This window comes from Microbacterium sp. A8/3-1, from assembly GCF_040267695.1.
Taxonomy (GTDB): Bacteria; Actinomycetota; Actinomycetes; order Actinomycetales; family Microbacteriaceae; genus Microbacterium; species Microbacterium luteolum.
The window spans coordinates 1,757,770-1,776,424 of sequence record NZ_CP158357.1; the positions used below are offsets into that span (position 1 = coordinate 1,757,770).

Below are 18,655 nucleotides of genomic sequence, written 5' to 3' on the forward strand. Positions count from 1 at the left end.
ACCAGAGCGGCCGGATCCTTCGGGGTCCGGCCGCTCTGCTGATCCGCCAAGATGAAGTCATGCACGCATTCGTCGTTCCGCTGACGGTGTTCCTCGCCGTGGTCTTCGCCGTGAGCGCCCTTGGCAAGCTGCGATCCCCCGACCGGGGGCGGGCATCGTTCGCCGCCCTGCGGATCCCCGTGCGCCGTCCGGATACCGCTGCTGTCGCTCTGATCGCCGCAGAAGCCCTGGTCGCCCTCGGGCTCGTCTCGACCTGGGGATGGCTCTTCATCGCCTTCGCGGCGGCCGCGTTCCTGCTGACGGCTGGCCTTCTCGTCGTCGTCATCCGCGCGCATCGGATGGGTGCGACCGACGACTGCGGATGCTTCGGCGACTGGATCCCTGCCGCGATCGGCCCGCGGCTCATCACGCGCAACGTGATGCTGACCATCGCGTCCGCCGGCGTGCTGGTGTCCTCGATCCTCGTCCAGACGCTCGTCGGCGTGCCCGTCGGGGTGCCGCTGGCCATCTCATCTCCGATGTCGGTCCTGCCGACGGTAGGAGCGCTCGCGGCCGCGGCGCTGATCGCCGTGGCCACCTGGGCGACCGTCCGCGCCTCCGCTGCGCCCCCGGCCGTCTCGTCTGCCGGCGACCGCGGAGCCGGTGCGGTCGTCGTGCCGGCGACGGGCGAGATCGTCGATCTGCTCGCGGCAGGTTCCCGCGCCCGCCTGCTGCTGTTCGTCTCACCGGGCTGCCATGCCTGCGAGACGTCGCTGACGGCCCTCAGAGCGGCCGAAGATGACCTGAGCGGACTCGTGGACCTCTACGTGGTCCAGCGGGCTGCGTCGGGCGCTGCGGACACCTCCTCCGCCCACGCGCTCCCCCGGGCGGCGCGTTTCGCTCTCGACGTCGGCGGGTCGCTGAGTGCGAACCTGGGCACGGGGCGAGCGACCCCGGTGGCCGCTCTGATCGGCACCGACGGTCTCCAGGCGGGTCCCCTCGCGGTCGGCTCCGACGAGACGACACTGCTCTTCGACAGCATCCGCGCACTGGCGTCCAACCCGCCGGCGTGAGCCGCGGCGAGGCTATGCCGTGCGGCGGATCGCCTTCGGCCGGCCCGTGAGCCAGCCCATCACCCATTCGACGGGCCCGGTGCCGACGAAGCGCCACCACAGCCAGCCGACGAGGATCATGCCGGGCACGATGACCAGCCAGCCCGGGTAGAAGTTCTCGGCAGGGCGGCCGTAGGCGTTGTTCCAGAGCGCGATGAGCCCGACGTGCAGCAGGTACAGCGATAGCGCGACCTGGCCGCAGGCTCGGAGCGGCACGAAGATCGCAGCCCAGACGCGCTCTGCTTTCTCGCGGCGGACGGTGGCGGCGAAGACCACGCAGACGTAGACGGCGAAGACGAGTCCGAAGTCCTTCAGAGTGTCGAGATAGTCACCGGACTGCACGGTGCCGAAGCGCTGACCGATGCCCCAGGCGATGTAGGCGAGCGGCGCCGCGGCGGCGAGCACCCAGAGCAGCCGGTCGCGTTTGAGACCGTGGCGGATGAGCAGTCCGCCGATCAGGAACATCGGCAGCAGGTTCACGACGCGGTACTGGGGGCCGAGGAACAACCACGTCATGAGCTCCTGGACGGGCTGTCCGCTCGTGTACGCCCAGATCCACGTGCGCGAGAGGGCGAGCAGCGGCTGACTCACGACGAGGATCACGACGGTCACCGCGATGACCACGGGTGTACGAGCCAGCAGGATGGGCGCTCCGATGATGATGAGCAGCCCGAGGTACGCGAGGACCACGGCCACCCAGGAGCCCCAGCCGGCCATCCAGACGCCGAGGACGACCAGGAAGAGGCCCCGCAGCGTCTGCTGGAGCAGGGTCGTCCCCACGCGTCCGCCGCGACGCCACACCAGTTCCGCCGACATCCCCATCACGAGGGCGAACAGCGGCGACGCGACGTCGCTGAAGTTCGCGGTGATGAACTTGACGGCCCACGGGGCGTTCGGCACGAAGGATGCCGCGTGGGCGATGAGCATCGCGATGATCGCGAAGCCGCGCAGGACGTCAGGAACGAGAAGGCGGCCCGGGGCAGACCGGAGCCGCGCGCGGGCCTCCGGCGCGTGCGTCGCCGCACTCGCAGAATATTGGTCCATTCCCTGACAGTATTGGCTGAACCCCCGCGCGCGCGACCTGGAGACCGAGATGACGACCGCAGAATCCCCTGCTCCTCGTCGCCGCAGAATCGGCGGAGTGTGGATCAACGTCGCGCTGGCGCTGGCGCTCACGGCCATCATCGTCGCGTTCCTCGGCCAGCCGTCGTCCGGGTCGATGTCTCCGACGCTCGAGCCGGGCGACCGGATCGTCGTGAACAGGCTCGCCTTCGTCGGCTCCGACCCCACGCCCGGCGACATCGTCGTGTTCCGCCCCGATGACAGCTGGGGCGAGAAGCCCGCTGCCGGCAACTGGGCGAGCGGTGCCCTGCAGTGGATCGGCGAGACCACCGGCATCCGTCCCTACGTGCTGGTGAAGCGGGTCATCGCTAGCGAAGGTCAGACCGTCGAATGCTGTGACGCCGAGGGGCGGGTCCTCGTCGACGGCGAGCCGCTCGACGAGCCGTACGTCGTGAAGGACCTGCCGTTCGTCAGCGGCGAGCTCGACTGCGACACCACTCCCCTGTCGACGCGGTGCTTCGCGAAGGTGACCGTGCCCGAGGACTCGTACCTCGTGCTGGGCGACAACAGGGCGAACTCCGCGGACTCCGTCTTCCTGTGCCGCGGTGCCGCCGATCCGGATGATGGATGCTGGCGCTGGATGCAGCGGGACTCGGTGTTCGGCAAGGCGGGGCCGATCCTGTGGCCCGTGTCGCGTTGGGGCGGCCCGTAGTCGCCGCGGATCAGCCGCAGCCGGGCGTCTCCAGGGTCACCGGCGTCGCGACAGACGAAAGTAGCGGCGCATCGCTCGTGCACCTCGAGCCCAGCGATCCTTCTGATAGCGGAGAGCCTCCACCCGATCGGGCAGGACCGTCGGGTCGTTCCGCGGTATGTCCGCACGCGCCACCCACACGGCGCGCATCAAGATCGTTCCCTTGTTACGCCAGGGCGTCGTCTTCAGATGCATCCACCAGCTCACAGCGGAACCATCCTCGACATAGGACTGATACAGGTCCCATCGCCGCTTCTCATCGTCGGTGAGGTCGGACACGACCTCACCGACGCCGGCCGTGGAGATCACGTCGCGCAGCACCCAGACCGCGCCTCCGGCACGAGCCACCTCATAGAACTCCGTGCGATCGGATTCGACCATCTCGCGCGTCACGATCTCGCGGATGCGCGCGCCCTCCGAGTTGTGCCTCACCAGCTGCGCGTTCCGCAGCGAATGGAGCATCCCGATGACGGCTGCCGCGGCACGCGAAGGAATCAGCACCTCGGTGTGAGCAACGCTCATCGACTCACGCCGTCCCCACACGGTGTCGAACGCCGTCTCCGGATCCGCGAAGAAGCCCGGGAACATCCAATGGATGTCGAGATCACAGGGCCACGACTCGTGGATGAACGTACGGGAATGCTGCGGAAGCAAGGACGGCGTCTCGCGCCCGACCCGAAGATGCCAACCGCGAGCCTCGACGAGGCGACACAGGTCATCGAATCGCGCGGGCTCCACCCACACGTCCGCATCTGATGCCACCCGCGGCTCGCGCAGTCCGTGGTGATCGGCAGACGGGCCCTTGATGGACAGCAGCCGGATGCCGGCGTCGGACGCGATCGTGGAGAGCATCGCGTGGGCAAGGGCCGTCGCCTCAGAGAGGTGCAGAGTCACGTCGGTCATGCGCCACCGCCTCTCACTCCGAACCTAGCAATCCGAGACGACCAGGCGGACCGGTGAGCGCATCGACGCACCATCAGACGCACGTGAGAACGCCGCGGGATCTCAGGTCGGTGAGCAGCGAAGCGACATCACCGTGGAGGCGTGCGGGATCAGCGTCGAATTCCACGACGAGCTGAGCGACGAGCTCCTCCACGGCAAGAGGACCCTGCTCTGCCAGCACACCCCAGACGACATAGGCGGATCCTTCCAGGACGAGCGGAGTAGTGTCGCCGCCCTTGAGGGGGAGCACCACCGCGCGCTGGGGTGCGTCCGTCCACGCGACTCGATCGCCGATCCGCCACATCGGCGACGGCGTCTCTGCGCCAGAATCAGTTGCCACGATCCCAGCCTACCCAGCGGCTTTCGCGCGACCGGTCACCCGCACGTGTCCTGAACCTTCACCGGCGTCTCCCGCGTCATCGGCGTGTGCCATACAGACGGAGCCGTGGCCGAAGCGTCCGGCGATGAGAATGTGAAATCGACGACGTGCGAGCTCAGCGGGGAGTTGAGCACCTCGACCTTCACCGCGGGGCGACCAAGGTGCACCCCCTGCCCCAGGATCGGTGCGGGCACGCCGTCGACGAGCACTTCCTCCAGCTGGCCGCCGACCGGGCCATAGAGGACCATGTAGGTGCTGATATCCGTCGGGGCGTAATAGGGACCGGTGATGTAGTACGGAAGACGGGCGGCCTCCTCCACCGTCAGGGTGGAGGTCAGCGTCACCGATCCGCTGTAGGTTGCGGCGTCGGGGACTTCGCAGCGCGTCGACGACAGATCGATCGACATGTCCAGGTAATAGCTCTTCTTCGACCCCGTGTTGTCGTTCGCGAAGACGCCGATGACCGTCCCATCGGCATTGTCGACGGGCATCGAGCCGGAGACCCGTGTGCCGTCGATGAGAGCGGCCTCCTCCGCGTCGCCGGGCAGGTAGAGGATCCGTCCCTCGCCCGCGGCCCGCTGCAAAGCGCCGACCAGCGCGAGCGGGCTTCCGGTTCCTCCGGTCAACGCGGTGAACACCCGGCCTGAGGCGTCCGCGAAGAAGGCATTCTGCGCCACCGGATCCTCATACCGGAAATACACCTCGTTGAGCAGCAGGGAAGCGGCGTTCTCCGCCGACAACGTGTCGCCAGACGTGAGTGTGATCGGACCCGTCGCACCGAGAATGTAGGAGAGCGCCACCGGATCGACCGACAGGACGCCATCGACCTGGGTGCCGAATGACTCCGCCCAGAATGCGCGGACGATCGCCACTGATGTGGGGAAATCGGCCGGCATCGTCACATCGGGGGTCCAGCGCGCGATCTTGTCGCCATAGATCGCCACCGCCTCAGGGTCGAGGTCGATGATCGGTTTGGGGCGGTCGCTGTGGAAGTCGGAGCTGTTGGCATACCCCGCGATCGAGATGGCGCCGCCCTCGACGTGGATCTGGAGGAAGACGGCAGGGTTGCCGCCGAGGCTTCGGGCTTCGGAGTTCCCTTGGAACATCAGCAGGTAGTCGCGTGGACCGTCTGCACCGAGCGCGGCCGGAAGGACGCTGAGGAACCCTCCCCCGTCCTCGAGAATCGGGCTGACCGTCGCCATCACGCCGTCCAGCTTCGCGATCCCGTCTTCCACTGGTCCGAGAAGCTTCGATCGGTCGACCTCGGCGAGTGCCTGCGCGTGCTCCGCCACCGCAGGACCAGCCTCTTCGACCAGGGTGGCGAGCTGCCGCAGAGCCTCGACATCGAATGCCCCGTTCACCGGCTTCAGACCGCCCAACACCAAAGGCATCGCCGGCCGAGCCAGGTCGGCGATGAGAGATCGCCCGGTCGACGCCGCTGCACGAACGGCATCGATGTTGTCCCCGACCACGGGCAGCCAGTCGACGGTGCGCCACGCGGCGTCATCGACCTCGGTGCTCGCGGCGGTGAGCTCCGTCTCCATCACGCCCAGCGCGGCATCGGCGGCGGCCGGGTCGCCGGCGGTCACCGCAGCCGTGACCGAATCCATCTGCGCCATCGCGGCACTCATCGAATCCTTGGCGTTCAGACCGCTCGACAGCAGCTTGCCGGCAAGGAGGCCGAGCGCGAGCAGGATCAGAAAACCGACACCCAGTCCGATGAGGAGGTTGCGGCGCCGACGCTGGCGCCGTCCGCTCTCGCGGGCGCGGGTTCGGTCACGCAGTTCAGTCACGTGTCGAATCCTAGGCGACCAGCCTCCGAGTCAGCTCACGCGCGAACGTGCATCCGAGCGCGGATCCAACGAACCAGGCCGACCGGCAGGAGCCCGCTCGCGACGGACTGGCAGACACGCAGGTACTCGCGGGGGCCGGCGCCGAGCTTCGGGTAGTAGCGAAGCCGGACGCGGATCTCGTCGCCCCGATTACTGAGGCGCCGTTTGGCGAAATCAGACGCGTCGACCCGATAGTGATAGAGCACCTTCGGAAGGATGTACAGGCGCCGATCGGCGAGCAGGAGCTCGCACCACAGCGCCAGATCCTCGGCGCGACGGTACACGGGGTAGCCCCCCACGCTCTCCAGCGCTTCGCGGCGGAGCATGGACGCGGCATGGATCGGCGCTCCGCCCCTCATGAGCGACTTCGGGGACACCTCACCCGGACGGCCGTGTACAAGTGAGACGCCGTCCGTGGAGAATTCGACCGCCTGGCCCGAGACGACCGAGAACTCCGGATTCTCCTTGAGAAAGGAGAACACCTCCGCGAGGTAGGAGGACTCGACGGTGTCGTCGGTGTCCATCCGTGCGATGTATGCACCTCTGGCGCGTCGCCAGCCGTAGTTCAGCGCTGCGACGAAGCCGCGGTTCTCTCCGTAGCCGACCACCCGGATGCGCGGATCCATGAATTCCTCCGCGATCGCATCGACGTCATTGCTGCCGCCGTCGTCCACGATGAGCAGCTCGAAATCGGTCTCGGTCTGAGCCAGGATCGACCTGATCGCCGCTCTCAGCCGGTCCGGATCGGTGTTGTACTCCGCCATGAGCACCGTGATCGATGGGGAATTCTCGCTGCTGCTCACCCGGAAAGACTACCGTCGTCGACGGGCGGGCCAGGGTGCGCGATTGGTAGGGTGTTGCGAGGACTGCGAGCGGATCCGCGGCCGTCGGGCGGTGCAGACGAAGCGCCCCGAGATCAACATGTGAGGGGCTGCGAGATGGCTTACGCGACGAGTCCAGCGCGCAATCGCTTCGCCACCTCGGTCGCCCTGACCGACGTGCCGAGGCTCGGGCTCGTACCGCGGACGCTGATCTTCCTCATGCCTGTGGTCGCGGCGGCGAATCCGGTGTTCCCGGTCATCGGACCGGTCTCGCCGTTCCCGCTCCTCGCGGCCTGCCTGTTCATCGTCGGCGTCTCGCAGGCACGACGCGGCGGCCGTTTCGGCGGCGTGAGGACGGCGGTGTGGCTCTTCGCGCTCCCGATGCTCATCATCGCCCTGCTCACGTTGGCCCTCAGGTTCGGCGCTGTCTGGGCGCACAACGAAGCTGTGGCCGTGACCGCAGGGACCCTCGTCGTCCTCGCGTTCTCCATGATGCGCATCACCCGCTCCCTGCTCCGGATCCTCTTCAACGGCTGGCTGCTCGCGTTCCTCGCCACCAGTGCGGTCACCGCGGTCGAGGTCCTCACAGGGCAGCGCCTCGGCGCGAGCTACCTCGACACCAATCCGCTCGTCTCCGATTTCGGCGTCGTCTCCGTCTTCTACAACCCCAACAACTACGCCGCCTTCATCAGCATCTCCCTTCCGATCCTGGTCGCCGGAAGATCGATGGCCGCCTCGAAGATGCTCCGGTTCCTCTACGCCGGCGGGCTCCTCGCCTCCATCCCCCTGATGCTGCTGACCAACAGTCGCTTCGGTCTTGCCGCCATGCTCGTCTTCGGCGGAGTCTGGGCGGTGCTGAGTTGGCAGAGCGTCGTCGCCCGTGTGATCGTCATCGTCCTCGGTATCGGAGCCGTCGTCGGAGTCTTCGCTCTTGCCGAATCAAGCGTCATCGCTTACTGGGGCAACGCGCAGTACACCGTGCCGATCTTCGGGATCGACGTTCCCGTCGACTCCTCGATCTACGCACGATGGAACCTGGCTCAGAACGGACTCGATGCCCTTGCCACCAATCCGCTGCTGGGCGCGGGGCCGGGCGGGTTCGAGATCCACGCACAGAACACCACGGTCATGCGCCAGACGTTCCGGATCATCAATCCGCACAACGGCGTCATCGAACTGCTCTCCCAGTACGGCGTGATCATCCTCGTGCTGGCGGTCATCCTCACCATCACCCTGCTGCGCGTCGGAGCGAGCCACTTGCGGATCAGTCCGCTTCGCAGTCCCGAGCGCGCGATGGCGTTCGCTCTGATCTCTGCCGTGACGATGCTTCCGCTCGTACTCCTCATGAACAGCTCTTACCTCGAGATCCTGCACACGTGGGCATCTCTCGCGGTGTTCGTCGCCATCGCCTGCTACCTCGCCGACCTCGGAGCGAATCCGAAAGGCGACGACGTCACGCCGCCCGCACGCGTGGCGGGGCCACGCTCGTGAGCCGAGTCCTGCTCCTCCTGACGCATCAGTTCCCCCACGACAGCGGCGACGCCGCGTTCGTTCGGAATGAGATCGCAGCTCTGGCCCAGGAGTTCGACGAGGTGAGGATCGTGAGCTTCTGGGGCGAGGGCGTGCCCGCGCTCCCCCTGCCACCGAACTGCCGATACCTGGGCAGTGTCGGGAGAGTGACCGCTGCCCGCGCATTCCGCGGACTGATCAGCGGAAGGCGCCTGCGAACGCTGTGGGCAGTCGCGGCCCGCGCTCGACGGGTCGGCGCGCTGAAGAGCGCCGACCTCAGGGCGATGCTCGTCGGCATGTCCGTCGCCCAGCGGCTCCAGCAGCTCGGTGCGCGGCACACGCCGTTTGAATCCCTCACCGTGTACTCGTTCTGGGGCGTGGATATCGCGTACTCCCTGCCATGGTTCGTCCGGAAGCAGGATGCGGTCGCCACGCGCGTGCACCGCTACGACCTCGACGAGGAGAGCGAGGGCTACCGCCCTCTCCGCCCCGCGGTACTGGGCGTCACGGAGGTGCTCCTCACGATCTCCGACGCCGCTCAGTCGTATGCGCGGGAACGCTATTCGTCGTACATCTCGCCCCAGCGGATCCTCGTTCGCCGACTCGGCGTCCCGGGGCCGGACGCGCCACCCGCGGATGCTTCGGCTCCCGAGAGAGTCCTCGTGGTCAGCGCGTCTTCCGTGATACCCCTCAAGCGCGTCGACCTGATCCTGGATGCCCTTGCGGAAGTCGCAAGACGCGGCCACGCCGTCGCCTGGACCCATTTCGGAGATGGTCCCGGGCTCGCTGCCGTCCGGTCACGGGCAGCAGAGCTCGTCGAAGAGCTGCCACTTCTGGACGTGGCCTTTCCCGGCCGAGTGCCGGTGCAGACCATCCTGGATCACTATGCTCACGCCGCGACGACGCTGTTCATGAACCTGAGCACGATCGAGGGCGTACCCGTGAGCATCATGGAAGCGGCCGCCTACGGCGTGCCCGCCGTCGCGACAGACGTCGGGGCGACGCGAGAGATCGTCGGGTCGGCGTTCGGCTCGGGCGTTCTCGTCGCACGTGACGCGACAGTCTCGGAGATCGCGGACGCGGTCGTGGACGTGGTCGAGCATCTTGATCGATTCGACGCCCGCGCGAACTGGGCGGAGCGTTTCGATGCGAACGAGAATGCTCGCGCCGCTGCAGCGGCGGTCGCAGATCTCAATCGAGGCTGACTGGTCGCGCAGCATCGACCTTCGTCGCGACGACGAAGGAGAGCCCGATCAGGATCAGCAGCAGCACGCTCATCGACCCGCTGGTCCACCAGACCGCCCGGACGAGGTCATCGGCGAGCAGCCAGAGGATGACCAGCGGCACCACCATGTACACCAGCGCGAACACGAGCATGGTCCCCTGACGCTCAGCGACGATGAAGAGGTTCGAGAGGGGTGCCGTCGCGACGTTCAGGAACAGCCAGGGGGTGAGCGCCTGAACGATCAGCCCGGCTTCGACCCATTGCGGGCCGAGAAGCCACGGCACCACTGCGGGCGCGCACAGCGCGAGCAGGGCGAAGGGCACGATTCCGACGATGAGGGCGTTGCGGGTAACGGAGAAGACGATGCGTCGCAGCTCGCCCGGCCCGGCGCTCGCCATTCGCTGGTAGTACACCTGCGAAATGGCGCCGGCGATCAGCGCCATGGGCGATTGCGCGAGCTTCCAGGCCATGGAGAACTGGCCGAGCGCCGCCACGGAGCCGGCGCCGATGCCGATGATCAGATTGATCCCATTCAGCCGGAAGGAATCGATCAGCGCGTTCGGTGCGTTGAGGAGCGGCATCTTGCGATAGCGCCGAAGGAGCTGCATGGTCCGCTTCCGCTCCCTCGGGACGTCGCGGACGCGGGAGTCGTCGAAGACCAGCAGAACGATGACCGCCACGACCTGACCGACGACGTAGCCGATGATCAGGCCCTCGGGTCCCCGGAGCACGGTCAGCCCGAGCAAGATCTGGGTGCCCGCTGTCACGGCGGCTTGCACGATTCTGGAGATGCTCTGCACCCGGTAGCGCCGGGTACGCGTGAACCAGAAGTACAGGATGGTGCTCTCGCCCGCGAGGAAGACGCTGACTCCCATGAGCAGCAGCCACCAGGGAGTCTGATTCTCTCGAAGGAGTGCGAGGACGACGACCGCGGTCACGATGAGCGCGAGGGCCGAGACCGATGCTGCGATCCACGTGGCCGCGCGCTTCAGGTGTACCGCGTCCTCGTCCGCCTCGGGCAGCACGATGGCGTATTCGTACCGGAGCGAGGCGACGATCGCCACGAGCGACGTGATCGACAGGAACACTGCGAGAAGTCCGAACGACTGCGGAGTGAAGATCCTGCTCAGGACGGGCATCGTCGCGAGACCGATGACCTGAGCCACCACGCTTCCGGTCAGCAGCGTTCCGATGCTGCGAATCGTGCCTGACCGTGCGGGTGTGTTCACAGCTCCATTGTCCTGCATCTCGCACCTGCTCCCGCCCCGGTACGCTTGGTCTGTGACGGAAGCATCGACCGCAGGCCCCCGAGTGATGCTCGTCTATCTCATGGATCTTCGGTCGCATCCGCAGATCATGGCGCGGGCCGCAGCCCAGGTCGCGGTCTTCCGCGCGAGCGGTCTGGACGCATCCGCGCTCTGTGTCGATCGAGATCTTCCTGGCAGTCTTCCCGCCGGATTCCAGGGAATAGCGGCCCGCGGTCCTCGCGTTCTCCGGGCGTTCTCGGAAGCCCGCCGGCTGCGCGAAGCTCTCCTGGAGACATCGCCCGACGTCGCGATCTTACGCTTCGGGTTCGCCACGCGAACGATGCTGAGCGTGGCGCAGCGCGTCCCTCTCATGCTGGAGATCCACTCGGACGACACCCGGGAGCTCCCGTCCCATCCGCTCGTCCGTCTCTACGCTCGGCTCAGCAGCCGTCTCTTCCGCAGGCGGCTGCTCGCCGCAGTGCGCGGCGCCGCGTTCGTCAGCAGCGATCTGGTCGGCCTTCCTGCCTTCGCGGGAATACGAGGCCCCCGAGCCGTCATCCCGAACGGCATCCCGATCCCTGCTTCACCGATCCCCCTTCCCCACAACGAGCGCCCGGTCGTCGGATACTCGGTGGGATACGCCGCCCCATGGCAGGGCCTGGATCGTCTCGCCGGCCTCGCCGATGTCCTCCCGGAGTTCGAGTTCCGGTTGGTGATCCCAGACGCTTCGATCGCGGACGAGATCCGATCGAGCCGCGTCAAGATGGTGACAGCCGCCGGCCCTCAGGAGTACAGGGCGGCGATCGAAGGATTCGATGTGGCACTCGGCGGCCTCGCCCTCGACCGCAAGGGGATCACGATCGCCTCCGCGCTGAAGGTTCGCGAGAGCGTTTCGCTCGGCATACCGACGCTGCTCTTCTCCCGTGACGAGGACCTCGATGACGTGAGCACACCGACGGTCGCGACCGTCGCGCGCGGAGCGTGGGAACCCGCGGCTGTCATCGCTGAGGTGCAGGCGTTCGTCCGCGGTGCGGTCGGCGCCCGCGTGCCGGACGCGCTGCGCCAGCGCGTCGACGTCACGGCCAAGGCGCAGCGATACGCCAGCCTCATCGGCGAAGTCCTGCGATCGATGGAGAAGGCTGCTCAGGCGACCCAGCGTTGAGCATGCAGCGCCCACACCCGCTGAGGTTCGAACTCCGCGATGACGCGCGCGCGCGCGGCGGAACCGAGGCGTTCGCGATCCCCGCGGTTCCCGAGCAGGGCCATCAGCTCGTTCGCGAGGCGCTCCGCGTCGCCGACAGGGACGATCACTCCCGTCTCCCCGTCGATCACGGAATCGACGCAGCCCGTCGCATCTGAAACGATCGCCGGTACGGTCATGGCAGCGGCCTCGAGGACGACGTTCGGAAAGCCCTCGCGACGGCTCGGCAGCACCAGGATGTCCATTTCGCGCAACGTCGGGCGCACGTCCGCCGCAAAGCCGGTGACATGAACCGGGATGCTCGTCTGCCGACCGTCGATGCGCTCATCCACATGCGCACCTTCGTCGCCGCCCACGATGAGCAGTTGGGCCTCAGCCCCACGGTCGGCGCAGATGCGCAGCGCCTGGAACAGCGTATCGATGCCCTTGTCCGGATGGAGGCGACCGACGAATCCGACCACGGGTGCACTCGACTGTTCGAGCGCCTGCTTGAGGGCCGGCTCCATGGCGGGAAGCGACGCGTCCGGCGAGAAGCGATCGGCATCCACGCCGTGGGACGAGCCGGAGCCGAGAACGACGACGTCCTTCCGACCGGGCAGTCCGAGGTCCGCCGCTCGCACGGCGAGGCTCCGACTGTTCGCGATCACCATCGTCGAGAGTCTCATCGTGGTTCGTTCGAGCAAGGCGAACACCCGTCGCGCCGCGCCGCTCGATGTCTCCAATCGCAGCCCCCAGAGTTCGTAGATGCGCCGCGGCACTCGGGCTGCCCAACCGGCAAGGGCACCCACGAGAGCAGCCTTCGGCGTCGCATACACGAGCACATCAGGACGGAGACGCCGGAGCACGCGGACGGCTCGCAGAACGGCGCCGAGGTCTCGGAGCGGGGATGGCTCGCGCTCCATTCGCAGCTGCTCGTATCGGACGCCCGCGTTGCGGGCGAGTTCCGCGACTCCCGGCCCGTCACTGCAGACGAGAGTCACCTCCCAACCAGCGTTCCGCAGGAACGCCAGATAGCCGCCGAGAAAGGTCGTCGCGGTGACGGAGCTGGTCACCATGACGCAGAGGCGCTGTCCGGTCATCGGGCGGGCACGCCTTTAACGATGGTGCCGGCCGCGACGTCCTTCGTCACGCAGGCCGCAGCCCCCACCGTCGCCCCCGCCCCGACCGTCAGCCCCGCGAGCACGACGGAGCCGGCGCCGAGGAGAACCCCGCTCTCGACGATGACGTTGCCCGAGACGATCGCACCGGGATTGACCGAGACGAAGTCGGCGAGCGTCGCGTCATGCCCGAGGATGCTGGCCGGGTTGAGGTGCACGTGGTCGCCGATGCTCACGTTCGTCGAGACCTGCACGCCGGAGGTGATGACGACGCCCTCGCCGATGCGCGCCCGCGATCCGATGACCGCACGCGGATGGATGAACGTGGTGGCGCGCAGACCCGCGTTCGACAGCCGCTGGGCGACGGCCTCGCGCACCGACGGCGAGCCGATGGCCACGACGAAGCGCTCGTCGCCCGCGGCGGTCGGCAGCCATTCCTCTTCGGTGCCGAGGTAGACGATGCCGCGCTCCGCGAGACGGCCGAGGTCGACGGGGCGCGGACCCGAGTCCACGACACCGAGCAGCTGCAGCGGCTCGCCGGCCGCGATCATCGCCTCGACCACGTCGAGGGTCTCCCTGCCGAAGCCGCCGGCTCCGACGATGACGATCCGCTCAGCCATGCGCCTCACCGAACTTCGTCATGGTCACATGTCCCTCTGCCGAGATGCCGTCGCGCTTCACGACCGAGCCGATGGTGCGGGCGACGATCCGGAGGTCGAGGCCGACGCTGCGTCGGTCGACGTAGCGGACGTCCTGGGCGAACTTGCTCTCCCAGGAGATCGCGTTGCGACCGGTCACCTGGGCGAGCCCCGTGATGCCGGGACGCACCTCGTGCCGGCGCGCCTGCTCCGGCGAATAGCGCTCCAGGTACTCGACCAGCAGAGGCCGCGGCCCGACGACGCTCATGTCGCCGCGCAGCACGTTCCACAGACTGGGCAGCTCATCCAGGCTCGTCGACCGCAGCCGCACGCCGAACGGGGTGAGCCGGTCCGCATCCGTCACCCATCCACGAGCCTCGTCGACCGAGCGCATGGACCGGAACTTGTACAGCGTGAAGATCCGGCCGTCCTTGCCCGGACGCTCCTGCGCGAACACGACCGGGCGTCCGAGTCTCACCGCGACGAGCACGGCGGTCGCCACGATGATCGGCGAGAGCACGACGAGCGCCACCGCCGCGGCGACGATGTCGAGGCCGCGCTTGACGACGTCGTAGGGCCGGAACCGTGCGCTCATCGCGTCAGGAAGCCGCGGATCGCCGCCAGCACGCGCTCGCGCTGCGGCGGCGTCAGGGCGGAACCGCTCGGCAGGGTGAGACCGCGCGCGAACAGGGAATCCGAAGCACCGCTGGTCTTGCGCCGCGCACCGGCGAACACCGGCTGCGCATGCATGGGCTTCCAGAGCGGACGACTCTCGATGTCATCGGCGGCGAGGGCCGCGGCGAGCTCCGGGGGCTCCCAGCCGGTCTTCTCCGGATCGACCACGATCGACGTCAGCCAGACGTTGTCGGCCTCGTCGCCTTCGGCCCCGAAGACCTCGACGCCGTCGACCTCCGCGAACAGCTGCTTGTACAGCTCGCGCATCTCACGACGACGCGCGATCATCGCATCGAGGCGGCCGAGCTGCGCGCGCCCGAGAGCCGCGAGCAGATTGCTCATCCGGTAGTTGTAGCCGATGTCGGTGTGCTCGTAGTGCACGACCGGCTGCCGCGCCTGCGTGGCCAGATACCGCACGTGCTGTGCGAAATCCGCGTCGTCGGTCAGCAGCATCCCGCCGCCCGACGTGGTAATGATCTTGTTGCCGTTGAAGGACACGACGGATGCTCGGCCGAAGCTGCCGGCCGCGCGCCCCTGGTGCGTGGCGCCCAGCGACTCCGCGGCATCCGACAAAACCGGCACGCCGAACTCGTCGGCGATCGCCAGGATCGCGGTGTAGTCGACCGCCTTGCCGAGCAGATCCACCGGAACGATCGCCGACACCCGCTCGCCCGCATCGCGGAGCTCGACGAGCGACTCCCGGAGCAGCGCGGTATCCATGTTCCCCGTCACCGGGTCCGCGTCGATGAAGTACGGCTCGGCGCCCGTGTAGACGATGGCGTTGGCGGTGGCCGCGAAGGTCATCGACGACGTCAGCACGACATCGCCGGGCTTCACACCGAGGGTGAGGAGACCGAGATGCAGCGCGGCGGTCCCCGAGCTGAGGGCCACGGCATGAGCGACGCCCACGCGATCGGCGAGCTCACGCTCGAAGGCGTCGACGTCGGGGCCGAGCGGGGCGATCCAGCCGGAGCGCATCGCGGCGACGACGGCCTGCTCCTCCGCCTCTCCCACGTCGGGCGAGGACATGTAGATCCGTTCGCTCACGCCTCGGCACCCTTCGCGAGGCGGATCGGCTCGATGACCACCGTGTCGTTGTTCCGGGGGCTCGCGAACATGCGCTCCATCCATCCGGTCTTGTCGAGTCGTTCCGGGGTGATCACATCGGCCCGCGTGTGCGAGACCTTCGGGTGGAACGGACGCTCGAGGTTCTCGCGCGACCCGACGAGCTCTTCGTGCAGCTTCTCCCCCGGGCGCAGACCCGTGAACACGATCTCGATGTTCTTGCCCGACATCGCGACCATGCGCTTCGCGACCTCGAGGATCGACACGGGCTCTCCCATGTCGAGGATGAGCACCTCTCCGGCGCGGCCGATGGCTCCCGCCTGGACCACGAGCTGGCAGGCCTCCGGGATCGTCATGAAGTACCGCGTCGCATCCGGGTGCGTGACCGTGATCGGGCGCCCGTCGGCGATGAGCCGCTGGAACGTCGGCAGCATCGAGCCGCGACTGCCGATGACGTTGCCGAAGCGCACCGAGAGGTAGCGCATCCCGGTCTGCTCGCCGGCCCACGCGGTGAGCTTCTCGGCGACGCGCTTGGAGTGGCCGAGCACGCTCGTGGGGTTGGCCGCCTTGTCGGTCGAGATGTTGACGAAGGTCGACACCCCGACGCGGCGAGCGGCGTTGAGCACGTTGAGCGAACCCATGACGTTCGTCTTCCAGGCCTCGTCGGGGTACTGCTCGAGCATCGGGAGGTGCTTCAGCGCCGCCGCGTGGAAGACCACCTCGGGCTGCCGCTCGTCGAAGATCCGGTCGAGGAGCTCGACATCGCGGATATCGGCGAGCACCACGTCGTTCGTGTCGAGCAGACCGTGCCCGGACGTGCCCAGCTGGGCGTCCTGCAGCCCGGTCTCGTCGCGGTCGAGCATGATCAGCTCGCTCGGCCCGTACTTCGCGAGCTGTCGGCAGAGCTCCGAGCCGATCGATCCGCCGGCACCCGTGACCAGCACGCGTCGTCCGGTGACGTAGCCGGCGATCAGCTCAACGTTGGTGTCGACCGGATGCCGGCCGATGAGGTCTTCGATGCTGATGTCGCGGACGTCGCTGATCGACCCCTCCCCCGACTTCAGGCTGTGGAGCGAGGGCGTGACCGCGACGCGGAGACCGGCGGCCGCGGCGCGGTCGCTGAGCTTGCGCAGGAGCGTGCTGTCGGCACTGCCGATCGCGATGATGGCGAGCTCGGCTCCGGTGCGCTGGGCGGCCTCGGCGAAATCGCGGGTGGTGCCGATGACCGACACTCCTCGCAGCCGCAGGTTGCGCTTGTCCGGGTCGTCGTCGAGCAGTCCGACGGCGCGGATCGGCGACGCCGGATCGGTGGTGACGTTGGCGAGCAGCTTGTCGGCGATGAAGCCGGCGCCGACGATGAGCGCCGGCGAGGCGTCTTCCCCGGGCTTGCGCGCGCGTTCGATGAGGAGGCGGGCGAAGTAGCGCACGCCGAACATCAGCAGCAGGACGAACGGGAACGCGAGCAGCAGCGTGCCGCGCGGCACCCCGACGGCCGGACCGATCGGGATCACGAGCAGCGACAGCGCGACGGCCTCGATCACGACGATGATGCCGACGGCACGGACCTCATCGAAGGAGCCGTAGGTGAAGCGGCCGCGATACAGCGCGGTGACGTAGCCGACGATGATCTGGATCGCGCCGGCGATGAGCGCGAGCACCGTGGTCGAGATCCAGCCGCGCGCGTCCATCATGAACTCGAAACGCAGAGCGATGGCGAGCACGACGCCGAAGCTCCAGGAGAGTCCGTCGACGATCGCGGCGAGCATCCGGCGTCGCTTCTGCGTCACGGAAACCTCCGAGAATATCGGAATATCGCCCGTCGAAGTATCGACGAACGCCTTTTTCGCACTCAAGACCGGAAGCCCCCTCAGACTTACTCACTCCCCTGGAGCTATGTTCTCACAGGTATTGAGCAGGTCCGTGACCTATGGCGTCCCTTCGCCCTCGGGCGGCGTCTCCGTATCCGGCGGCGTCTCCGTCACGGGCGGGTCCGTCGGCGTGGTCGTGTCCGACGGCGGTGCCGACTCCTGGGTATCGGTTCGCCGTGTCGTCTGCCGCGAGCTCTGCTCCTGCTCGGCATCCACCTGCGCCTGGTCGGCGGCCACGGCGACGAAGGCATCCCGGTACCCCTCGAGCGCCGTCACCCCTGCCGCGCCCCAGAGTCCGCTTGCGCCGACGCGGGCGGCGGCTTCGGCCAGCCGGGCCTGCAGCGCGTCATCCGCATCGGGGAAGCCGGACTTCGCGGCCTCCGCACTGCCGGCGAAGGTCGCGGCATAGGCCGCCACCGCTGCATCCGCCGGAGGGCGGAGCGCGTCGAGCTGCGTGCGGATCGAACGCATCTCGGTGGTCACCCCGTCGAGGGCGACGAGCTTCTCCTGCGCCCCGTCGATGGCGCTTCCCACGTCTTCCAGCGATTCCTCGTCGATGTCTCCGCGCCGGTACTCCGCCGGCACCTTCGGCACCGTGATCGCCGCGAGGCCCGCCGCATAGGCGTCGACGGCCGCGAGCGCCGTCGCCAACGCCGTGGGATCCGTCACCGGGATCACGTCGCCATCGGATGCCGGATCCGGCGCCGTGCTCGTCGACACCAAGGCGCTGCGCAGGAGCGCGGCGGCCGCCGTCTGGGTCTCGATGTCGCTGACGATGCGGTTCCTGGTGGCGGTCAGCGCCTGGTGCGCGTTCTGGAGGGTGGCCTCATCGGCCTCGAGCGAAACGAGCGAGCTCGCTGCCGGACTCGCCGTCGCCATCTGCACGCCGCCGACCGCCGCTGCCGCGACCGCGGCGACCACGGCGAGCGCACCGACCGACGTGGCCAGAGGGTCCCAGCGGCGGCGCGTCCGTGTGGCAGGACGCGAGGCATCCGCGGTCCCGACCGCGATCGGCGCGGCGTTCTTCGCGGCGGCCTCGACCCTGCGCATCAGCGCGTCCGTGTCCGCCAGGGGCCGAACGGGACCGCGCGTGTCGCGCGGCTCGCCGATCATCTCGCGCAGGCGCCGGACCGTGTGATGGTCGTCCAGCTGCGCACGTCCCGGTGCATCGCTGCGCGGGCCGTTCGGAAAGAGTGCGCTCAGACCAGTCATGGTGCCTTCGTCGGAATCGGTAGTCTCAGAAGACGATACC

17 protein-coding genes and 1 pseudogene are annotated in these 18,655 nt (G+C 68.1%); 5 read left to right on the forward strand and 13 right to left on the reverse strand.

Features of this window, described 5'->3' with window-relative positions; genetic code table 11:
* Window positions 1-59 precede the first annotated feature (59 nt).
* On the forward strand, window positions 60-1,052 hold the full coding sequence (locus ABS642_RS08670; protein ID WP_350353000.1) for a MauE/DoxX family redox-associated membrane protein: 993 nt from the start codon (window positions 60-62) through the stop codon (window positions 1,050-1,052).
* A 12-nt stretch (window positions 1,053-1,064) separates the two neighbouring features.
* On the opposite strand, the gene ABS642_RS08675 is transcribed toward ABS642_RS08670, so the two are convergent.
* The gene (locus tag ABS642_RS08675; protein WP_350353001.1) at window positions 1,065-2,135 is read right to left on the reverse strand and encodes an acyltransferase family protein; all 1,071 of its coding nucleotides are present in this window, start codon (window positions 2,133-2,135) and stop codon (window positions 1,065-1,067) included.
* 49 nt (window positions 2,136-2,184) lie between these two features.
* Between ABS642_RS08675 and lepB the strand changes: the two genes are divergently transcribed.
* Window positions 2,185-2,865 (forward strand): signal peptidase I, encoded by a 681-nt coding sequence (gene lepB, locus ABS642_RS08680; RefSeq protein ID WP_282214260.1) that lies wholly within the window; start codon window positions 2,185-2,187, stop codon window positions 2,863-2,865.
* Between the two features lie 36 nt (window positions 2,866-2,901).
* On the opposite strand, the gene ABS642_RS08685 is transcribed toward lepB, so the two are convergent.
* The 4 genes from ABS642_RS08685 to ABS642_RS08700 form a co-directional block, all read right to left on the reverse strand.
* Entirely contained in the window at window positions 2,902-3,807 is a 906-nt protein-coding gene (locus ABS642_RS08685) for a hypothetical protein (protein WP_350353002.1), read from the reverse strand.
* A gap of 73 nt (window positions 3,808-3,880) precedes the next feature.
* On the reverse strand, window positions 3,881-4,186 hold the full coding sequence (locus tag ABS642_RS08690; RefSeq protein ID WP_350353003.1) for a PqqD family protein: 306 nt from the start codon (window positions 4,184-4,186) through the stop codon (window positions 3,881-3,883).
* A 35-nt stretch (window positions 4,187-4,221) separates the two neighbouring features.
* Entirely contained in the window at window positions 4,222-6,018 is a 1,797-nt protein-coding gene (locus tag ABS642_RS08695) for a DUF4012 domain-containing protein (RefSeq protein WP_350353004.1), read from the reverse strand.
* Window positions 6,019-6,053: 35 nt separating this feature from the next.
* On the reverse strand, window positions 6,054-6,860 hold the full coding sequence (locus ABS642_RS08700; protein WP_350353005.1) for a glycosyltransferase: 807 nt from the start codon (window positions 6,858-6,860) through the stop codon (window positions 6,054-6,056).
* 135 nt (window positions 6,861-6,995) lie between these two features.
* Here ABS642_RS08700 and ABS642_RS08705 point away from each other — a divergent pair, with 135 nt between their 5' ends.
* Both ABS642_RS08705 and ABS642_RS08710 read left to right on the forward strand, forming a co-directional pair.
* Entirely contained in the window at window positions 6,996-8,369 is a 1,374-nt protein-coding gene (locus ABS642_RS08705) for an O-antigen ligase family protein (protein WP_350353006.1), read from the forward strand.
* Window positions 8,366-9,592 carry a glycosyltransferase gene (locus tag ABS642_RS08710; protein ID WP_350353007.1) on the forward strand — a complete coding sequence of 409 codons (1,227 nt, stop codon included), beginning with the start codon at window positions 8,366-8,368 and terminating at the stop codon, window positions 9,590-9,592. The genes ABS642_RS08705 and ABS642_RS08710 overlap by 4 nt, the downstream gene beginning before the upstream one ends.
* Here the strand turns inward: ABS642_RS08710 and ABS642_RS08715 are convergent.
* A complete protein-coding gene (locus tag ABS642_RS08715) occupies window positions 9,579-10,841 on the reverse strand; it encodes an oligosaccharide flippase family protein (RefSeq protein ID WP_350353008.1) in 1,263 nt (420 codons plus the stop codon). The two genes, ABS642_RS08710 and ABS642_RS08715, sit on opposite strands and share 14 nt — an antisense overlap.
* Before the next feature lie 52 nt (window positions 10,842-10,893).
* Here ABS642_RS08715 and ABS642_RS08720 point away from each other — a divergent pair, with 52 nt between their 5' ends.
* A complete protein-coding gene (locus ABS642_RS08720) occupies window positions 10,894-12,021 on the forward strand; it encodes a hypothetical protein (protein WP_350353009.1) in 1,128 nt (375 codons plus the stop codon).
* Here the strand turns inward: ABS642_RS08720 and ABS642_RS08725 are convergent.
* The 7 genes and pseudogenes from ABS642_RS08725 to ABS642_RS08755 all read right to left on the reverse strand — a co-directional run bounded on the left by ABS642_RS08725 (window position 12,003) and on the right by ABS642_RS08755 (window position 18,615).
* Window positions 12,003-12,608, reverse strand: a complete 606-nt coding sequence (locus ABS642_RS08725; protein ID WP_350353417.1) for a glycosyltransferase — start codon at window positions 12,606-12,608, stop codon at window positions 12,003-12,005. The genes ABS642_RS08720 and ABS642_RS08725 overlap by 19 nt on opposite strands.
* 87 nt (window positions 12,609-12,695) lie before the next feature.
* Window positions 12,696-13,139: pseudogene (locus ABS642_RS08730) on the reverse strand (glycosyltransferase); the annotation flags it as partial.
* Window positions 13,136-13,777, reverse strand: a complete 642-nt coding sequence (locus ABS642_RS08735) for a NeuD/PglB/VioB family sugar acetyltransferase (protein ID WP_350353010.1) — start codon at window positions 13,775-13,777, stop codon at window positions 13,136-13,138. The pseudogene ABS642_RS08730 and the gene ABS642_RS08735, both read right to left, overlap by 4 nt.
* Window positions 13,770-14,390, reverse strand: coding sequence for a sugar transferase (locus ABS642_RS08740; RefSeq protein WP_282214272.1), 621 nt, complete (start codon window positions 14,388-14,390; stop codon window positions 13,770-13,772). Before ABS642_RS08740 ends, ABS642_RS08735 begins: the two co-directional genes overlap by 8 nt.
* Window positions 14,387-15,517 (reverse strand): aminotransferase class I/II-fold pyridoxal phosphate-dependent enzyme, encoded by a 1,131-nt coding sequence (locus ABS642_RS08745; protein WP_350353011.1) that lies wholly within the window; start codon window positions 15,515-15,517, stop codon window positions 14,387-14,389. The genes ABS642_RS08740 and ABS642_RS08745 overlap by 4 nt, the downstream gene beginning before the upstream one ends.
* Entirely contained in the window at window positions 15,514-17,322 is a 1,809-nt protein-coding gene (locus ABS642_RS08750; protein WP_350353012.1) for a nucleoside-diphosphate sugar epimerase/dehydratase, read from the reverse strand. The genes ABS642_RS08745 and ABS642_RS08750 overlap by 4 nt, the downstream gene beginning before the upstream one ends.
* A 138-nt stretch (window positions 17,323-17,460) precedes the next feature.
* Complete coding sequence (locus ABS642_RS08755) at window positions 17,461-18,615, reverse strand: hypothetical protein (RefSeq protein WP_350353013.1); 1,155 nt, start codon at window positions 18,613-18,615, stop codon at window positions 17,461-17,463.
* Between the last annotated feature and the right edge of the window lie 40 nt (window positions 18,616-18,655).